Here is a 13,166-nt window from a genome sequence, read left to right as displayed (position 1 = left end):
GCCCATGGACTCCCTGCCCATGCAGCTCGATGCACTGGCCGCCGCGCATGGCGGCCTTGCTGATTTCCGCATCGATGCGCCGGCCGAGATCCTCGCGGTGCTCAAGAGCCTGGTCGACGGCAACGTGCTCGTCAACCTCAACGGCAGCGACGGCGCGGCCTACACCACCACGCTCTGGTCCGTCGACGCCGACCGCGGCATCCTGAGCTTCAGTGCCGACCAGCACAGCAACCAGGTGCAGCAGCTGGTCGAAGCCGAAGAGGCCGTGGCGGTGGCCTACCTCGACAGCATCAAGCTCCAGTTCGACGTGAGCGGGCTCCTGCTCGTGCACGGCGGCAAGACCTGCGCCCTCAGCTGCTCGCTGCCGCGCCTGATCTACCGCTTCCAGCGGCGTTCGGGCTTCCGTGTGCGCCCGATCCTGCGCAACACGCCGGTGGCCAGGGTGCGCCACCCGATGATCCCCGACATGAGCCTCGCCTTGCGCGTGCTCGACCTGAGCATCGGCGGCTGTGCGCTCTTTCTCCCCGACGACGTGCCGCCGCTGCAACCCGGCGTGGTGCTCAACGGCGTGCAGATCGAGCTGGGCCTGGACACGCGGCTCACCACCTCGCTGCGCCTGCAGCACGTGACCTCGCTCAACCAGGACGCCAAGGGCGTGCGCCTGGGCTGCGAGATCGTCGACCCGACGGCCGACACGCTGCGCTCGCTCCAGCGCTACATCAACCAGACCCAGCGGCGCGCACGCGCGCTCGGCGGCTGACGCTTCCTACTTCTTGTCGGACGAGGCGGCCGGCTTGGCCGCAGAGGGGGCCGCAGCCGATGACGGCTTGCCGCTCGCCATGTTGACCGGCCGGTCGGCGCGCTGCAGCTCGCTCCAGGTGGCGCTGCACTGCTTGTTCAGCTTGTCCTCGAGCGCGGGGCTCGGCTTGGCCATCGCCTTCTGCGCCTTGCTGCGCTCCTCGCGGTAGCGCGGGGTGCTGCGCTGCTTGGCCAGCTCGGCACGCTGCTGGTCGTCGGCCTTGATCTTCCACAGCGCGAGGTAGGCGTCGTCGGCACGGCCCTTCATGTGCTCGAAGCGGGCTTCGCACTTGGCGTAGCCGAGGTCGAACTGCGCCAGTGTTTTCACGCTGGGCCCGGCATGCACGGCAGTGGCCGCGAGCGTGAGGACGGTGCAGGCGAGGAGGGTTCTCATGGGGCGCGATTGTGGTGGCGATCGGCCCGCCCGGCTGAAACCGAGTGTGAAGGTGTCACTTGTTGGGCTTCGACTCGCTCGCGGCGCCCGAGGCCGGCAAGCCAATGCGTGCTGCGGTGCGCTCCACCGCGCTCCCGGCCTTGCGTGCGCCGCGCTCGGCGGCACTGGCACCCCGTTTCACCCCGCTGGCCGCGGCGCCCACGCCTTTCTCGATGCCACGCTCGGCAGCGCTCGCGCCGCGCTTGACGGCACTTTCCACGCGCTGGATCACGGTGGGCTCTGAGGCCTGTGCGGCGGCGCCACACGCAAAGAAAGCCGTGGTGACGGCCGTGAGGAGGGCGCGCATCGGGACTTGCATGGTGAGCTCCAGGGTCGTTGGAGCTTTCGATGATAGCGAGCGCTCATGCGAGCGCCGATGCAAGCTTGTCGGACAACGCAGCAATGCGTCGTCAGACTTGCATGTTCATGATTTCGGAATACGCCTGAACGAGCTTGTTGCGCACCTGCAAGGTCGCCTGGAAGCCGATCTGCGCTTTCTGCATCGCCACCATCGTCTCTTCGAGGCTCACGGTGGGGTTGCCCAGTTGCACCTGGCGCTGCATTTCAGACGCCTGGTTCTGGCTGTCGCTCACCGAGCGCAGCGCATTCGTGAGCTGCTGCTGGAAGCCGGTGCCCCCGACGGACTTGGCGCCGCGGGTGCCCAGCGGCTGGCCGTCCACGCCCAGGCCCGCGCGGGCCACGGCCTGCTCGAAGTTGAAGGGCTTGAGGGTCACGTTCATGAGGATGAACTTTATGTTTCTTCCTCCAACAGGATGTTCGGAAGTGGGGCACCTTTAGCGGGCTGTTCAAGCCATGCCCCTCCCTCAAGTTCTCGAACAATCGATGTCAGACGGGTGCATTTGCGCCCAGCGAGCACACCCAGAGCAACATGGACAACGCGGTCGCCATCGCCAACCCGAACGTTCTTCCCGCCAACGCCGGCTTCGGCGCCCGGCTGGCAGCCCTTCCCGTCAAGAGCCGCATTGGCCTCGGGCTGGGTGTTGCCGCGCTCATCGCCGTACTGGCCGCGCTCACGCTATGGAGCAGCCAGGGTGACTACAAGGTGCTGTACGCCAACCTGTCCGACAAGGACGGCGGCGCCATCATTGCCCAGCTCTCGCAGATGAACGTGCCCTATCGCTACACCGAAGGCGGCGGCGCGATCCTCGTGCCGGCGGCACAAGTTCACGATCTGCGCCTGAAGCTCGCCTCGGCCGGCCTGCCCAAGGGCTCGGTCGTCGGCTTCGAGCTGATGGATGGTGCGAAATTCGGCCAGACCCAATTCCAGGAGCGCCTCACCTTCCAGCGCGGCCTGGAAGGTGAGCTGACCCGCTCCATCACCGCCATGCCTTCCGTGCAAAACGCACGCGTGCATCTGGCGCTGCCCAATCAAAATGGGTTCTTCCGGGAACAGCAGAAACCCAGCGCCTCCGTGATGCTCACGCTCTACCCCGGCCGCACGCTGGACCGCGCCCAGGTGGCCGGCATCGTGCACCTGGTCTCGAGCTCCGTGCCCGAGATGAACCCCAAGGCCGTGAGCGTGCTCGACCAGACCGGCACGCTGCTCTCCGGTGCGCAGGAAAACGCCTCCGGCGCCGGCCTCGACGCGCAGCAGCTGCAATACGTCAACCAGATCGAGGCCAGCTACACCAAGCGCATCCTCGACATCCTCGAGCCCGTGGTCGGCCGCGACAACCTGCGCGCGCAGGTCACCGCCGACCTCGACTTCTCGCAGACCGAGTCGACCTCCGAAGAGTTCAAGCCCAACCAGGGCGCCGATGCCCAGGCCACCGTGCGCAGCATGCAGACCAGCGAGCAGAGCGGCAGCCAGGGCGGCGGCGCGACCGGCATCCCCGGCGCGGCCTCCAACCAGCCGCCGGTGGCCGCCACCGCACCGGTGACGGGCGCCTCGTCGGCGCTGCAGGCCGCACAGGCTGGCGGCGGCCAGAACAGCAGCAGCCGCAGCGCCGTCACCAACTACGAAGTCGACAAGACCGTGAAGGTCACGCGCAATGCCACCGGCACGGTGAAGCGCCTGAATGCGGCCGTCGTCGTCAACCACATCACCAAGACCGACGCCAAGGGCAAGACCACGACGGTCCCCCTCACCACCGCCGAGTTGGAGAACCTGAACACGCTGGTGCGCGAGAGCATCGGCTTCAAGCAGGAGCGCGGCGACTCGGTGAAGGTCATCAACGCGCCCTTCAAGATCGAAGCCGCGCCGAAGGACGACACCCCGATCTGGAAGCAACCCGCGACCGTCGACCTGCTGCGTGCCGGCGTGGTGCCTGCCGCGCTCGCCCTGGTGGCGCTCGTGATCATCTTCACGCTGATCCGCCCGGCCCTGAAGGCCGCGTTGCAGCCGCTGCCGGCCGCCGAGCCGCGCGAGGCGCTCGCCGTCGTCGACGACAAGGAAAGCCTGCCTGAAGAGCAGCCCGAACTGCTGCGCATCGAGTCGCCCAAGGTCAGCGCCCACCTGGCCAGCGCGCGCACCTTCGCCAAGGAAAACCCGTCCGCCGTCGCCAACATCGTGCGCGGCTGGGTCAACGGCGACACGCTCAAGGCATAACGAAATCGAATCATGGACGCACAGGGTCTGGAAGACGCCGCGATATTGCTGATGTCCCTCGGAGAGGAAGAAGCCTCCGAGGTCTTCAAGCACCTCACGCCGAAGGAAGTGCAAGGCCTGGGCGAGACCATCGCCAAGATGAAGAGCATTCCGCGCGACAAGCTCGACGACGTGCTGACCAAGTTCGCCTCGGTGGCCTCGGAGCAGAGCATGCTCGTGACCGACACCGACGAGTACGTGAAGTCGGTGCTGCGCAAGGCGCTCGGCGAAGACAAGGCCAACCTGCTGATCGACCGCATCCTGCAGGGCGGCGACGTCTCGGGCATCGAGAGCCTGAAGTGGATGGACGCCAACTCGGTGGCCGAGCTGCTGCGCAACGAACACCCGCAGATCGTGGCCGCCATCCTGGTGCACCTCGACTTCGACCAGGCCTCGGGCGTGCTCAAGTGCTTCACCGAGCGCCAGCGCAACGAAGTGCTGGTGCGCGTGGCCACGCTCGACGGCATCCAGCCCTCGGCGCTCAAGGACCTGAACGAAGTGATGAGCAAGGTGCTGGCCGGCGGCGACAAGCTGCGCAAGGCCACGCTGGGCGGCGTGAAGACGGCCGCCGAGATGATCAACCTCCTGGGCGGCAGCGTCGAGACCGCGGTGCTCGACTACATCCGCGAAGCCGACAACGAGCTGGCCCAGAAGATCATGGACAACATGTTCACCTTCGACGATCTGGAGAAGATCGACGACAAGGGCATCCAGCTGCTGCTGAAGGAAGTGCAGAGCGAGTCGCTCGTCATCGCGCTCAAGGGCGCCACGCCCGAGATGCGCGAGAAGGTGTTCAAGAACATGTCGACCCGCGCGGCCGAGACGCTGCGCGAAGACCTCGAATCGCGTGGCCCCGTGCGCGTGAGCGAAGTCGAAGCCGAGCAGAAGGAAATGCTCAAGATCGTGAGACGCCTGGCCGACGAAGGCCAGATCGTGCTGGGCGGTGGCGGCGACGATGAGTTCCTCTAAAAACGGAGGGGCGCCCAAGCCCGCCTCCCCCTACGCCCGCTTCATTCCGCGCGAGGAGCTCAACTCCTTCGCCGCGTGGAAGCCCGGTGCGCTCTCCGGCAACGAAGGCGCACCGCAGGCGCCGGTGCAGCGCGCCGAGCCACCGGCCCCGCCCGCGCCGCCGGCGCCGTCTCCCGAAGAACAGCTCGCGGCGCACGTCAAGGCGGCCCGCAGCTCCGGCTACCAGGATGGCTACCGCGACGGCCTGGTCGCGCTCGACGGCTTCAAGCAGAGCTATGCCGCGCAGATCACCGCGCAGCTCGGCGCGATCGCCGATTCCTACAGCCGCCAGCTCGATGCCCTGCAGCAGGAGATGGCCCGTGCCCTGGCCGTCTCGGCCACGCACCTCGCGCGCCAGATCGTGCGCAGCGAGCTGACCCAGCGCCCCGAACTCGTGGCCGCCGTGGCGCAGGAAGCCATCGACACCCTGCTGCGCAGCGCCCAGCACATCACCCTGCGCGTGCACCCCGACGACCATGCCCTGGTGGCACAAGGTGCCGCCGACGTGCTCGAAGCGCGGGGAGGGCGTGTGATCTCCGATGCCGACGTCACCCGCGGCGGCTGCGTGGTCGAGTCCGACATCGGCGTGATCGACGCGAGCGTTGAGACCCGCTGGCGCCGTGTGGCGGCCTCGCTGGGCTGCGACGAGCGCTGGAACGGCACGCCGCCGCGCGACGAGGAAGACGATGCCGATGACGAGCGAGGTGCCGCGTGATCACCTCACCCGTCGAAGCCCATGCCGTGGAGCAAAGCGAAAAGTGGCACCGCTACCTCGCCGACCTGCAGAGTTTTGCCGCCGACCCGGTGCCGCTGGAAACCCAGGGCACGCTGGTGCGCGTGGCCGGCCTCGTGCTCGAAGCCGCGGGCATCCGCGTGCCGGTGGGCTCGGTGTGCCAGATCCACATGGATGACCACCACAACGCGCCGCCCGTGCTGGCCGAAGTGGTGGGCTTCTCGGGCGACCGCGCCTACCTCATGCCCACCAGCAGCGACGTGCAGGGCCTGGCGAGCGGGGCCCGCGTGGTGCCGCGTCCGTCGCCCATCGTGCCGCTGCAGCTCAACACCCCCAACCATCCGTGGCGCCGCGGCGAAGACCGCACGCAGCACCTGCCGGTGGGTGACGGCCTGCTCGGCCGCGTGATCGACTCGCACGGCCACCCCATCGACCGCAAGGGCCCGCTGCAGCACGTGCAGAAGGAGCCGCTGGTGCGCCGCCCCATCAACGCGATGGACCGCGACCCCATCCGCCAGCCGCTGGACACCGGCGTGCGTGCCATCAACAGCATGCTCACCGTGGGCCGCGGCCAGCGCATCGGCCTCTTCGCCGGCACCGGCGTCGGCAAGTCGGTGCTGCTGGGCATGATGGCCCGCTACACCGCCGCCGACGTGATCGTCGTCGGCCTGATCGGCGAGCGTGGCCGTGAAGTGAAAGAGTTCATCGAGGACATCCTGGGCGAAGACGGCATCCGCCGCTCCGTCGTGGTGGCCGCACCGGCCGATGCGCCGCCGCTCACCCGCATGCAGGGCGCCAACTACGCCACCGCCATTGCCGAGCACTTCCGCGACCGCGGCCAGCATGTGCTGCTGCTGATGGATTCGCTCACCCGCTACGCGATGGCGCAGCGCGAGATCGCACTGGCCATCGGCGAGCCGCCGGCCACCAAGGGCTACCCGCCCAGCTGCTTCGCCAAGCTGCCGCAGCTGGTGGAGCGCAGCGGCAACGGCATCCACGGCGTGGGCTCGATCACCGCCTTCTACACCGTGCTCAGCGAAGGCGACGACCAGCAGGATCCGATCGCCGACGCAGCGCGAGGCATCCTCGACGGCCACATCGTGCTGAGCCGCGAGCTCGCCGAAGCCGGCCACTACCCGGCCATCGACATCGAGCGCTCGATCTCGCGCGTGATGAACAACGTGAGCGAAGGCACGCACATCGAGGCGGCCCGCCGCTTCCGCCAGCTGCATGCGAAATACAACAAGGCGCGCGACCTGATCCAGCTCGGCGCCTACACCCCCGGGCATGACCACGAGCTCGACACCGCGGTGCGCCTGCACCCGCAGATGGTGTCGCTGCTGCAGCAGGACATGCACCGCCCGGCGTCCCTCACCCAGAGCCTGCGCGAGCTGCGCGAGCTCACCACCCAATGAATGACTGAGGCTGCACCATGAGCAACCCTTCGATCGATCCCTTGATGGCCCTCTTGTCGCAAGCCGAGCGCGAGCGCGACGCTGCCATCTCGCTGGTGCAGCAGGCGAGCGATGCCCTCGCCGTCGCGCAGAACCAGGCCGAGCAGCTGGTGCAGTACCGCAAGGAATACGAAGGGCGCTTCCGCGAGCAGTTCAGCAAGAACAGCTCGGTGAGCATCCTGCAGTGCTACCAGGGCTTCAGCAGCCGGCTCTCGCAGGCCATCGACCAGCAGCAGCAGATCGCCGCGCATGCCGAGCGCAAGGTCGAGCTGGCGCGCGACGAGCTGCGCGAGCAGGAGATGCGCGTCGCCTCGGTGCGCAAGCTGCTGGAGCGCCGCTTGACCGAGCAGCGCCTCGCCGCCGACCGCCGCGACCAGAAGCAGACCGATGAATTCGCCGCCCGCGCCGCCTGGGCGCAAGCGCAGCAGCGCCCGATGGTGGCCTGAGACCCACAGAACCCATGAACCCCGCCATCTCGTCTTTCGTTCCGCCGGTGGCCCCGCAGATGCCCGCGCCGCAGGCGCCGTCGTCGTCGGCTGGCTCGCCGCAAGGTTTTGCCAAGGCGCTGAGCCAGGCCCAGTCGCGCGAGACCGAAGCGCCTGCGGCCGAGGCCACGCCCGAAGCGGCGCCCGCCAAGCCCGGCGCGTCGGCCGAGCGCACCGACCGCAGCAAGGCCGGCAAGGCCGACAAGGCCACACACGCCGACAACGCCAAGCGCACCGACAAGCCCGAGGGCGAGAAGACGGACGCCGTCGACCCCGCCGAAGCCCACACCGACACCCAGCCGCCCTGCGCCGACCCGGCACTGGCCGACTGGGCCGCGGCCCTGCAGCGCCCCGCGGCGCCGCCGGAGGCCGAGCTCGCGAAGGGCCAGGCCCTGGCCGGTGAAGAGGCCCCGGCCGATGGCACCCAGCCCCAGAAGGGCGGCCCGCGTGGCGCCGCGGCGGGCGCCCTGGGTGCCGCCAAGGACACCCGGCCCGATGCCGCGGAGCTGGCGCGCGACGTCAAGACCCGCGCCGGCAAGCCCGACGCCGTGCAGGCCGACGCGACGGCGCCCTCGACGTTCCAGGCCGCGCTGGCCCAGGCCGAAGAGGGCCGCCGTGATGCGAAGCCGGTGCAGGACAGCCAGCCTGCGTTCAACGCAGCGGCTGCCGGCCTGCAGCCTGCAGGCGCCACCACGCGCGGCAGCGAGGCCGCCGCGCCGGCGAGCGTGCAGGTGCCCACCCCGGCCACCTCGCCCGAGTTTCCGAAAGAGCTGGGCGTGCAGGTCAGCGTGCTCGCCAAGGACGGCATCCAGCAGGCCGAGCTGCACCTCAACCCGGCCGAGATGGGCCCGATCTCCGTGCAGATCGCGATCGACGGCACCCAGGCGCAGGTCAACTTCGGCGCCGATTCGGCCACCACGCGGCAGATCATCGAAAGCGGCTTGCCGGAGCTTGCCGCCTCGCTGCGCGAGGCAGGGTTCACGCTTTCAGGGGGCGGCGTGCACAGCCAGGCCCGTGGACGCGAGCAGGGTGGTGACGGTGAACGTGGCGGTGACCGCTCGGGCACCCGCGCCATCGGCGGCTCGAATGAGACGGATGTCACACCCCGCCGCACGGTGGGCCGCGTGTCGGCCGGCGGCGTCGACCTCTACGCCTGACGGCGCCGTGGCGCCCGGGTCAGGACGCCGCTCCGCGGAAGCCGGGCTTTCTGCCCGCTTATCGAGCCTTCGAAAACCGCCCCGGTTTTCATAATTTCCTTCAAGCAGAGCCCCGTGCGGGCTCTCCATTGAAGGAGCGTTCATGTCCAAAGCCGCTGCCGCCACGGCCGATGCCGTCGCCGGCGATGCCCCTGCCCCGAAGGGCAAGAAGAAGCTGATCATCATCCTCGCCGCCGTGCTCGTGCTCGCGCTGGGTGGCGGTGGTGCGGCCATGGTCATGATGAAGAAGAAGGCCGCCGCCGAAGCCGAAGAGGGCGAGGGCGACGGCCAGGCCGCCGCCGAGGCCAAGCGCAAGGACGCCGCGAAGAACCCGCCGGTGTTCGTGCCGCTCGAGCCCTTCGTCGTCAACCTCGCCGACAAGGAAAGCGACCGCTACGCCCAAATCGGCGTGACGCTGGAAGTCGAAGACGCCAAGTTCGCCGAAGAGATGAAGGCCTACATGCCGGCCATCCGCAACGGCATCCTGATGGTGCTGTCGCACAAGACCTCCGGCCAGCTGCTGTCTCGCGAGGGCAAGCTCGCCCTGGCGAAAGACATCATGCGCGAGGCGGCCCTGCCGCTCGGCATCGAGGTGAAGGACGAGCCCGTCGCCAAGGCCGAGGCCAGCGACGAAGAGGAAGAAGACGAAGAGAAGCCGAAGAAAAAGAAGAAGGCTGGGCCGGTGTCCTCCGGCAACCCCATCAAGCGCGTCCATTTCTCGAACTTCATCGTTCAGTAAGAACATGAACCAACAGATCCTGTCGCAAGACGAAGTCGATGCGCTGCTGCAGGGCATCACCGGCGAGAGCCAGAAGCTCGAGCAGGAAGATGCCCCCACCGGCGGCATACGCGACTACGACATCGCCAGCCAGGAACGCATCGTTCGTGGGCGCATGCCCACGATGGAAATCATCAACGAGCGCTTCGCGCGGAACATCCGCATCGGGCTGTTCAACTTCATCCGCCGCAGCCCGGAGATCTCGATCGGCGGCATCAAGGTGCAGAAGTACAGCGCCTTCCTGCGCGAGATCGTGGTGCCGACCAACTTCAACATCATGAGCGTGCGGCCGCTGCGCGGCTCGGGCCTGATCGTGTGCGACCCGACGCTCGTGTTCGCCGTGATCGATGCGCTCTTCGGCGGCGCCGGCAAGTTCCACACCCGCATCGAAGGCCGCGACTTCTCGCCCACCGAGCAGCGCATCATCACGCGCCTGGTCGAGGTGATCACCGCCGAATACAAGAAGGCCTGGCACGGCATCTACCCGCTGGAGCTCGACTACCAGCGCTCGGAAATGCAGCCCCAGTTCGCCAACATCGCCACGCCGAGCGAGATCGTCGTCGCCACGAGCTTCACGCTTGAGATCGGCGACACGACGGGCACCATCCACTTCTGCATTCCCTACGCCACGCTGGAGCCCATCCGCGACGTGCTGTATTCGACCATCCAGGGCGACAGCAACGAGCCGGACCGCCGCTGGGTCAACCTGATGAAGCAGCAGATCCAGGCCGCCGAGGTCGAGGTCGTGGCGGAACTCGCCAAGGCCGATGCCACGGTCGAGCAGCTGCTCGCCTTCAAGCCGGGCGACTTCATCGAGCTCGACCTCGAAGCCGGCATCCAGGGCAAGGTGGTGGGGGTGCCCATCTTCGACTGCCACTACGGCACGTCCAACGGCAAGTACGCCCTCAAGATCGATCGCATGTTGTCCAGTTCAAACATGACCTGGCTTGGAGAGAACAATGTCAGCTGAAGAGAACACCCCCCAGTCTGCCGAAGACGCGATGGCCGCCGAGTGGGCCGCCGCACTCGCCGAAGCCAAGCCCGAGGTCGCCAACGAAGTGCAGGCCGAGCAGGCCGCACCCGTGGCCTTCCAGAACTTCAACCAGGCCAACCCGGCGGCGGCGGGCAACGACATCAACATGATCCTGGACATCCCGGTGCAGCTCACCGTGGAACTGGGTCGCACGCGCATCCCCATCAAGCACATCCTGCAGCTCGCACAGGGCTCGGTGGTCGAGCTCGACGCGCTGGCCGGCGAACCGATGGACGTGCTGGTCAACGGCTACCTCATTGCCCAGGGCGAGGTGGTGGTGGTGAACGACAAGTTCGGTATCCGCCTGACCGACATCGTGACGCCGAGCGAGCGCATGCGCCGTCTTTCGAAGGGCGGCTGATGTCGACTGGACTGACTTCCGTGCTCTGGTTCATCGCGATCATCGCGATGATCCCGGCCGCGCTGTGGCTGCTCAAGCGCACCCCGATGGGCGGCGCCGGCGGCCAGGGCGTGATGCGCAGCGTCGCGATGCTGCCGCTGTCGCCCAGCCAGCGCATCGTCACCGTCGAAGTGGGGCAGGGCGCCGATCGCCAGTGGCTCGTGCTCGGCGTGACCGCACAGACCATCACCACGCTGCACACCATGGCGCCGCAGGCCGACGCGCTGCCGTCCACCGGTGCTGCGCCCGTTCCGCCTTTTGCCCAGCTGCTCGCCAAGCTGCGCCGCGACCCTCAAGGACCCAGTGGTGAACACTGAACTCGCTTTTTTTTCGCCCCGCGTGAAACGCGTGGCCCGCATCGCAGGCTTGTCGTTGTTATCGGCAATCCCCTGCATGGCTTTAGCCCAGCAAGCCGGCGGCCCGAGCCTGCCGCTGGTGGTGGGCCAGGGCGCGGGCGGCACCAGCTACTCGGTGCCGATCCAGACGCTGCTGTTCTTCACCGCCCTCAGCTTCCTGCCGGCCGTGCTGCTGCTGATGACCGGTTTCACCCGCATCGTGATCGTGCTGAGCCTCCTGCGCCAGGCGCTCGGCACGCAGTCGGCGCCGCCCAACCAGGTGATCGTGGGCCTCAGCCTCTTCCTCACCTTCTTCGTGATGAGCCCGACGCTCGACAAGGTCTACGCGCAGGCCTACCAGCCCTACAGCGAAAACAAGATCGCCTTCGACGAAGCGCTCAAGCGCGGCGAGGTGCCGATGCGCGAGTTCATGCTCAAGCAGACGCGCCAGTCCGACGTGGCCCTTTTCGCCAAGCTCGCCAAGCTCGACCCGAGCGTGAAGGCGGCCGACGTGCCCTTCAAGGTGCTGGTGCCGGCCTTCGTGACCAGCGAGCTGAAAAGCGCCTTCCAGATCGGCTTTCTCATCTTCATCCCGTTCCTGGTGATCGACATGATCGTGGCCAGCGTGCTGATGAGCCTGGGCATGATGATGCTGAGCCCGGTGCTGGTGGCGCTGCCCTTCAAGCTGATGCTCTTCGTGCTGGCCGATGGCTGGAACCTGCTCTTGGGTTCGCTCGCGGCGAGCTTCGCCCAATAGAGACGCGACCATGGATTCCCAACAAGTCTTCACCGTCGGCCAGCAAGGCCTGTATCTCCTGCTGATGGTGGCCGCGCCCGTGCTGCTGGTCATCCTCGGCGTGGGCCTGCTCGTGAGCATCTTCCAGGCGGCCACGCAGATCCATGAGTCGACGCTGTCGTTCGTGCCCAAGCTCGTCGCCGCGGTGGCGGTGATGGCGATTGCCGGGCCGTGGATGCTGACGACGCTCGTCGAATACCTCCAGCGCACGCTGACGTCCATCCCTGGCGCGGTTGGATGAGCCCCCACGTCGCTTCGCTCCTGCCCCCCGAGGGGGCGCAGCCGGCCTCCGGGCGGCCGAGCGGCCGGCTGGGCTGACCGTGCTCACCTTCAGCGACGCCCAGGTCATGGAGTGGCTCACGCCGCTCCTGTGGCCGTTCATCCGCACGCTGGCGCTTTTCACCACCATCCCGGTGCTGTCGCAGCGCCAGGTGCCGATGCGCATCCGCGTGGCGCTGGCGTTTCTCATCACCGTCTGCGCGCAGGCCTCGCTGCCGCCGATGCCGGTGATCCAGCTGAACTCAGCGGCCGCGGTGCTGGTCGTCGTCCAGCAGGTGCTGGTGGGCCTGACGCTTGGGTTCGCGGCGCGGATCGTGTTCGCCGCGATCGAGTTCGCGGGCGAACTGGTGGGCCTGCAGATGGGCTTGAACTACGCCGGCTTCTTCGACCCCGCGACCGGCGGGCAGGGCACGGCGGTGGGTCGCTTCTTCGGCACGGTGGTGGCCTGGCTCTTCATCGTGATCAATGGCCACCTGCTGATCATCATGGCGCTGGTGGGCAGCTTCCAGGTCTTCCCGGTGTCGCCCGAGCCGTTTTCGGTGCTGCGTGCGCTGCAGCCGCAGACCTGGGGGGCCGAAGTCTTCCAGCTCGGCCTGTGGATCGCGCTGCCCATGCTGACGATGCTGCTCTTCGTCAACCTCGTGCTGGGCGTGATCTCGCGCGTGTCGCAGCAGATGAACATCTTTGCCATCGGCTTCCCCATCACGCTGGCCGTCGGCCTGCTCGGGGTGCTGCTCACGCTGCCGATGATGCAGGCGCCGTTCACCATGGTGCTGGAGCAGATGCTGTCGCGCTTCCAGTGAGGGCCTCGGCGCCAAGGTGCCGACGTG

The 13,166-nt window shown here is 67.8% G+C and carries 17 protein-coding genes; 14 read left to right on the top strand and 3 right to left on the bottom strand.

Annotation, left to right across the window (positions count from 1 at the left end; all coding sequences use genetic code 11):
* The first annotated feature begins 4 nt into the window (after positions 1 to 4).
* A complete protein-coding gene (locus JI745_RS08200) occupies positions 5 to 760 on the top strand; it encodes a flagellar brake protein (protein WP_236674943.1) in 756 nt (251 codons plus the stop codon).
* A 6-nt stretch (positions 761 to 766) separates the two neighbouring features.
* On the opposite strand, the gene JI745_RS08195 is transcribed toward JI745_RS08200, so the two are convergent.
* From JI745_RS08195 to fliE, 3 genes are all read right to left on the bottom strand, one after another.
* Complete coding sequence (locus JI745_RS08195) at positions 767 to 1,192, bottom strand: hypothetical protein (RefSeq protein ID WP_201805344.1); 426 nt, start codon at positions 1,190 to 1,192, stop codon at positions 767 to 769.
* Between the two features lie 55 nt (positions 1,193 to 1,247).
* Positions 1,248 to 1,550, bottom strand: a complete 303-nt coding sequence (locus tag JI745_RS08190; RefSeq protein WP_201805342.1) for a hypothetical protein — start codon at positions 1,548 to 1,550, stop codon at positions 1,248 to 1,250.
* A gap of 91 nt (positions 1,551 to 1,641) precedes the next feature.
* On the bottom strand, positions 1,642 to 1,971 hold the full coding sequence (gene fliE / locus JI745_RS08185; RefSeq protein WP_201805341.1) for a flagellar hook-basal body complex protein FliE: 330 nt from the start codon (positions 1,969 to 1,971) through the stop codon (positions 1,642 to 1,644).
* 149 nt (positions 1,972 to 2,120) lie between these two features.
* Here fliE and fliF point away from each other — a divergent pair, with 149 nt between their 5' ends.
* From fliF to fliR, 13 genes are all read left to right on the top strand, one after another.
* Entirely contained in the window at positions 2,121 to 3,800 is a 1,680-nt protein-coding gene (fliF, locus tag JI745_RS08180; RefSeq protein WP_201805340.1) for a flagellar basal-body MS-ring/collar protein FliF, read from the top strand.
* Between the two features lie 12 nt (positions 3,801 to 3,812).
* Positions 3,813 to 4,808 carry a flagellar motor switch protein FliG gene (gene fliG / locus JI745_RS08175; protein WP_201805339.1) on the top strand — a complete coding sequence of 332 codons (996 nt, stop codon included), beginning with the start codon at positions 3,813 to 3,815 and terminating at the stop codon, positions 4,806 to 4,808.
* Positions 4,795 to 5,562, top strand: a complete 768-nt coding sequence (locus JI745_RS08170) for a FliH/SctL family protein (protein WP_201805338.1) — start codon at positions 4,795 to 4,797, stop codon at positions 5,560 to 5,562. The genes fliG and JI745_RS08170 overlap by 14 nt, the downstream gene beginning before the upstream one ends.
* Positions 5,559 to 6,995 (top strand): flagellar protein export ATPase FliI, encoded by a 1,437-nt coding sequence (gene fliI / locus JI745_RS08165; protein ID WP_201805337.1) that lies wholly within the window; start codon positions 5,559 to 5,561, stop codon positions 6,993 to 6,995. The genes JI745_RS08170 and fliI overlap by 4 nt, the downstream gene beginning before the upstream one ends.
* Before the next feature lie 17 nt (positions 6,996 to 7,012).
* Positions 7,013 to 7,480, top strand: a complete 468-nt coding sequence (gene fliJ, locus JI745_RS08160; RefSeq protein ID WP_201805336.1) for a flagellar export protein FliJ — start codon at positions 7,013 to 7,015, stop codon at positions 7,478 to 7,480.
* Positions 7,481 to 7,494: 14 nt separating this feature from the next.
* Positions 7,495 to 8,676: a flagellar hook-length control protein FliK gene (locus JI745_RS08155; RefSeq protein WP_201805334.1), complete on the top strand. Its 1,182-nt coding sequence runs from the start codon at positions 7,495 to 7,497 to the stop codon at positions 8,674 to 8,676.
* A 142-nt stretch (positions 8,677 to 8,818) separates the two neighbouring features.
* On the top strand, positions 8,819 to 9,454 hold the full coding sequence (fliL, locus tag JI745_RS08150; protein ID WP_201805333.1) for a flagellar basal body-associated protein FliL: 636 nt from the start codon (positions 8,819 to 8,821) through the stop codon (positions 9,452 to 9,454).
* Positions 9,455 to 9,458: 4 nt separating this feature from the next.
* Positions 9,459 to 10,463: a flagellar motor switch protein FliM gene (gene fliM / locus JI745_RS08145; RefSeq protein WP_201805331.1), complete on the top strand. Its 1,005-nt coding sequence runs from the start codon at positions 9,459 to 9,461 to the stop codon at positions 10,461 to 10,463.
* Positions 10,453 to 10,887, top strand: a complete 435-nt coding sequence (gene fliN / locus JI745_RS08140; RefSeq protein WP_201805329.1) for a flagellar motor switch protein FliN — start codon at positions 10,453 to 10,455, stop codon at positions 10,885 to 10,887. The genes fliM and fliN overlap by 11 nt, the downstream gene beginning before the upstream one ends.
* Positions 10,887 to 11,243 (top strand): flagellar biosynthetic protein FliO, encoded by a 357-nt coding sequence (locus JI745_RS08135; protein WP_201805327.1) that lies wholly within the window; start codon positions 10,887 to 10,889, stop codon positions 11,241 to 11,243. Before fliN ends, JI745_RS08135 begins: the two co-directional genes overlap by 1 nt.
* Positions 11,244 to 11,319: 76 nt before the next feature.
* Entirely contained in the window at positions 11,320 to 12,018 is a 699-nt protein-coding gene (fliP, locus tag JI745_RS08130; protein WP_236674942.1) for a flagellar type III secretion system pore protein FliP, read from the top strand.
* 10 nt (positions 12,019 to 12,028) lie between these two features.
* The gene (gene fliQ / locus JI745_RS08125; protein WP_201805325.1) at positions 12,029 to 12,298 is read left to right on the top strand and encodes a flagellar biosynthesis protein FliQ; all 270 of its coding nucleotides are present in this window, start codon (positions 12,029 to 12,031) and stop codon (positions 12,296 to 12,298) included.
* Between the two features lie 79 nt (positions 12,299 to 12,377).
* Positions 12,378 to 13,139 (top strand): flagellar biosynthetic protein FliR, encoded by a 762-nt coding sequence (fliR, locus tag JI745_RS08120; RefSeq protein ID WP_201805324.1) that lies wholly within the window; start codon positions 12,378 to 12,380, stop codon positions 13,137 to 13,139.
* Positions 13,140 to 13,166: the final 27 nt, after the last annotated feature.

Source organism: Piscinibacter sp. HJYY11, assembly GCF_016735515.1.
Taxonomy (GTDB): Bacteria; Pseudomonadota; Gammaproteobacteria; order Burkholderiales; family Burkholderiaceae_C; genus Rhizobacter.
This window is presented reverse-complemented; position numbering and strand designations above follow the sequence as displayed.

Excerpts from the sequence above, each read along its gene's own strand:
- JI745_RS08200 (WP_236674943.1), top strand. The coding sequence starts at position 5 with ATGGACTCCCTGCCCATGCAGCTCGATGCACTGGCCGCCGCGCATGGC.
- JI745_RS08195 (WP_201805344.1), bottom strand. The coding sequence starts at position 1,192 with ATGAGAACCCTCCTCGCCTGCACCGTCCTCACGCTCGCGGCCACTGCC.
- JI745_RS08190 (WP_201805342.1), bottom strand. The coding sequence starts at position 1,550 with ATGCAAGTCCCGATGCGCGCCCTCCTCACGGCCGTCACCACGGCTTTC.
- fliE (WP_201805341.1), bottom strand. The coding sequence starts at position 1,971 with ATGAACGTGACCCTCAAGCCCTTCAACTTCGAGCAGGCCGTGGCCCGC.
- fliF (WP_201805340.1), top strand. The coding sequence starts at position 2,121 with ATGGACAACGCGGTCGCCATCGCCAACCCGAACGTTCTTCCCGCCAAC.
- fliG (WP_201805339.1), top strand. The coding sequence starts at position 3,813 with ATGGACGCACAGGGTCTGGAAGACGCCGCGATATTGCTGATGTCCCTC.
- JI745_RS08170 (WP_201805338.1), top strand. The coding sequence starts at position 4,795 with ATGAGTTCCTCTAAAAACGGAGGGGCGCCCAAGCCCGCCTCCCCCTAC.
- fliJ (WP_201805336.1), top strand. The coding sequence starts at position 7,013 with ATGAGCAACCCTTCGATCGATCCCTTGATGGCCCTCTTGTCGCAAGCC.
- JI745_RS08155 (WP_201805334.1), top strand. The coding sequence starts at position 7,495 with ATGAACCCCGCCATCTCGTCTTTCGTTCCGCCGGTGGCCCCGCAGATG.
- fliL (WP_201805333.1), top strand. The coding sequence starts at position 8,819 with ATGTCCAAAGCCGCTGCCGCCACGGCCGATGCCGTCGCCGGCGATGCC.
- fliM (WP_201805331.1), top strand. The coding sequence starts at position 9,459 with ATGAACCAACAGATCCTGTCGCAAGACGAAGTCGATGCGCTGCTGCAG.
- fliN (WP_201805329.1), top strand. The coding sequence starts at position 10,453 with ATGTCAGCTGAAGAGAACACCCCCCAGTCTGCCGAAGACGCGATGGCC.
- JI745_RS08135 (WP_201805327.1), top strand. The coding sequence starts at position 10,887 with ATGTCGACTGGACTGACTTCCGTGCTCTGGTTCATCGCGATCATCGCG.
- fliP (WP_236674942.1), top strand. The coding sequence starts at position 11,320 with ATGGCTTTAGCCCAGCAAGCCGGCGGCCCGAGCCTGCCGCTGGTGGTG.
- fliQ (WP_201805325.1), top strand. The coding sequence starts at position 12,029 with ATGGATTCCCAACAAGTCTTCACCGTCGGCCAGCAAGGCCTGTATCTC.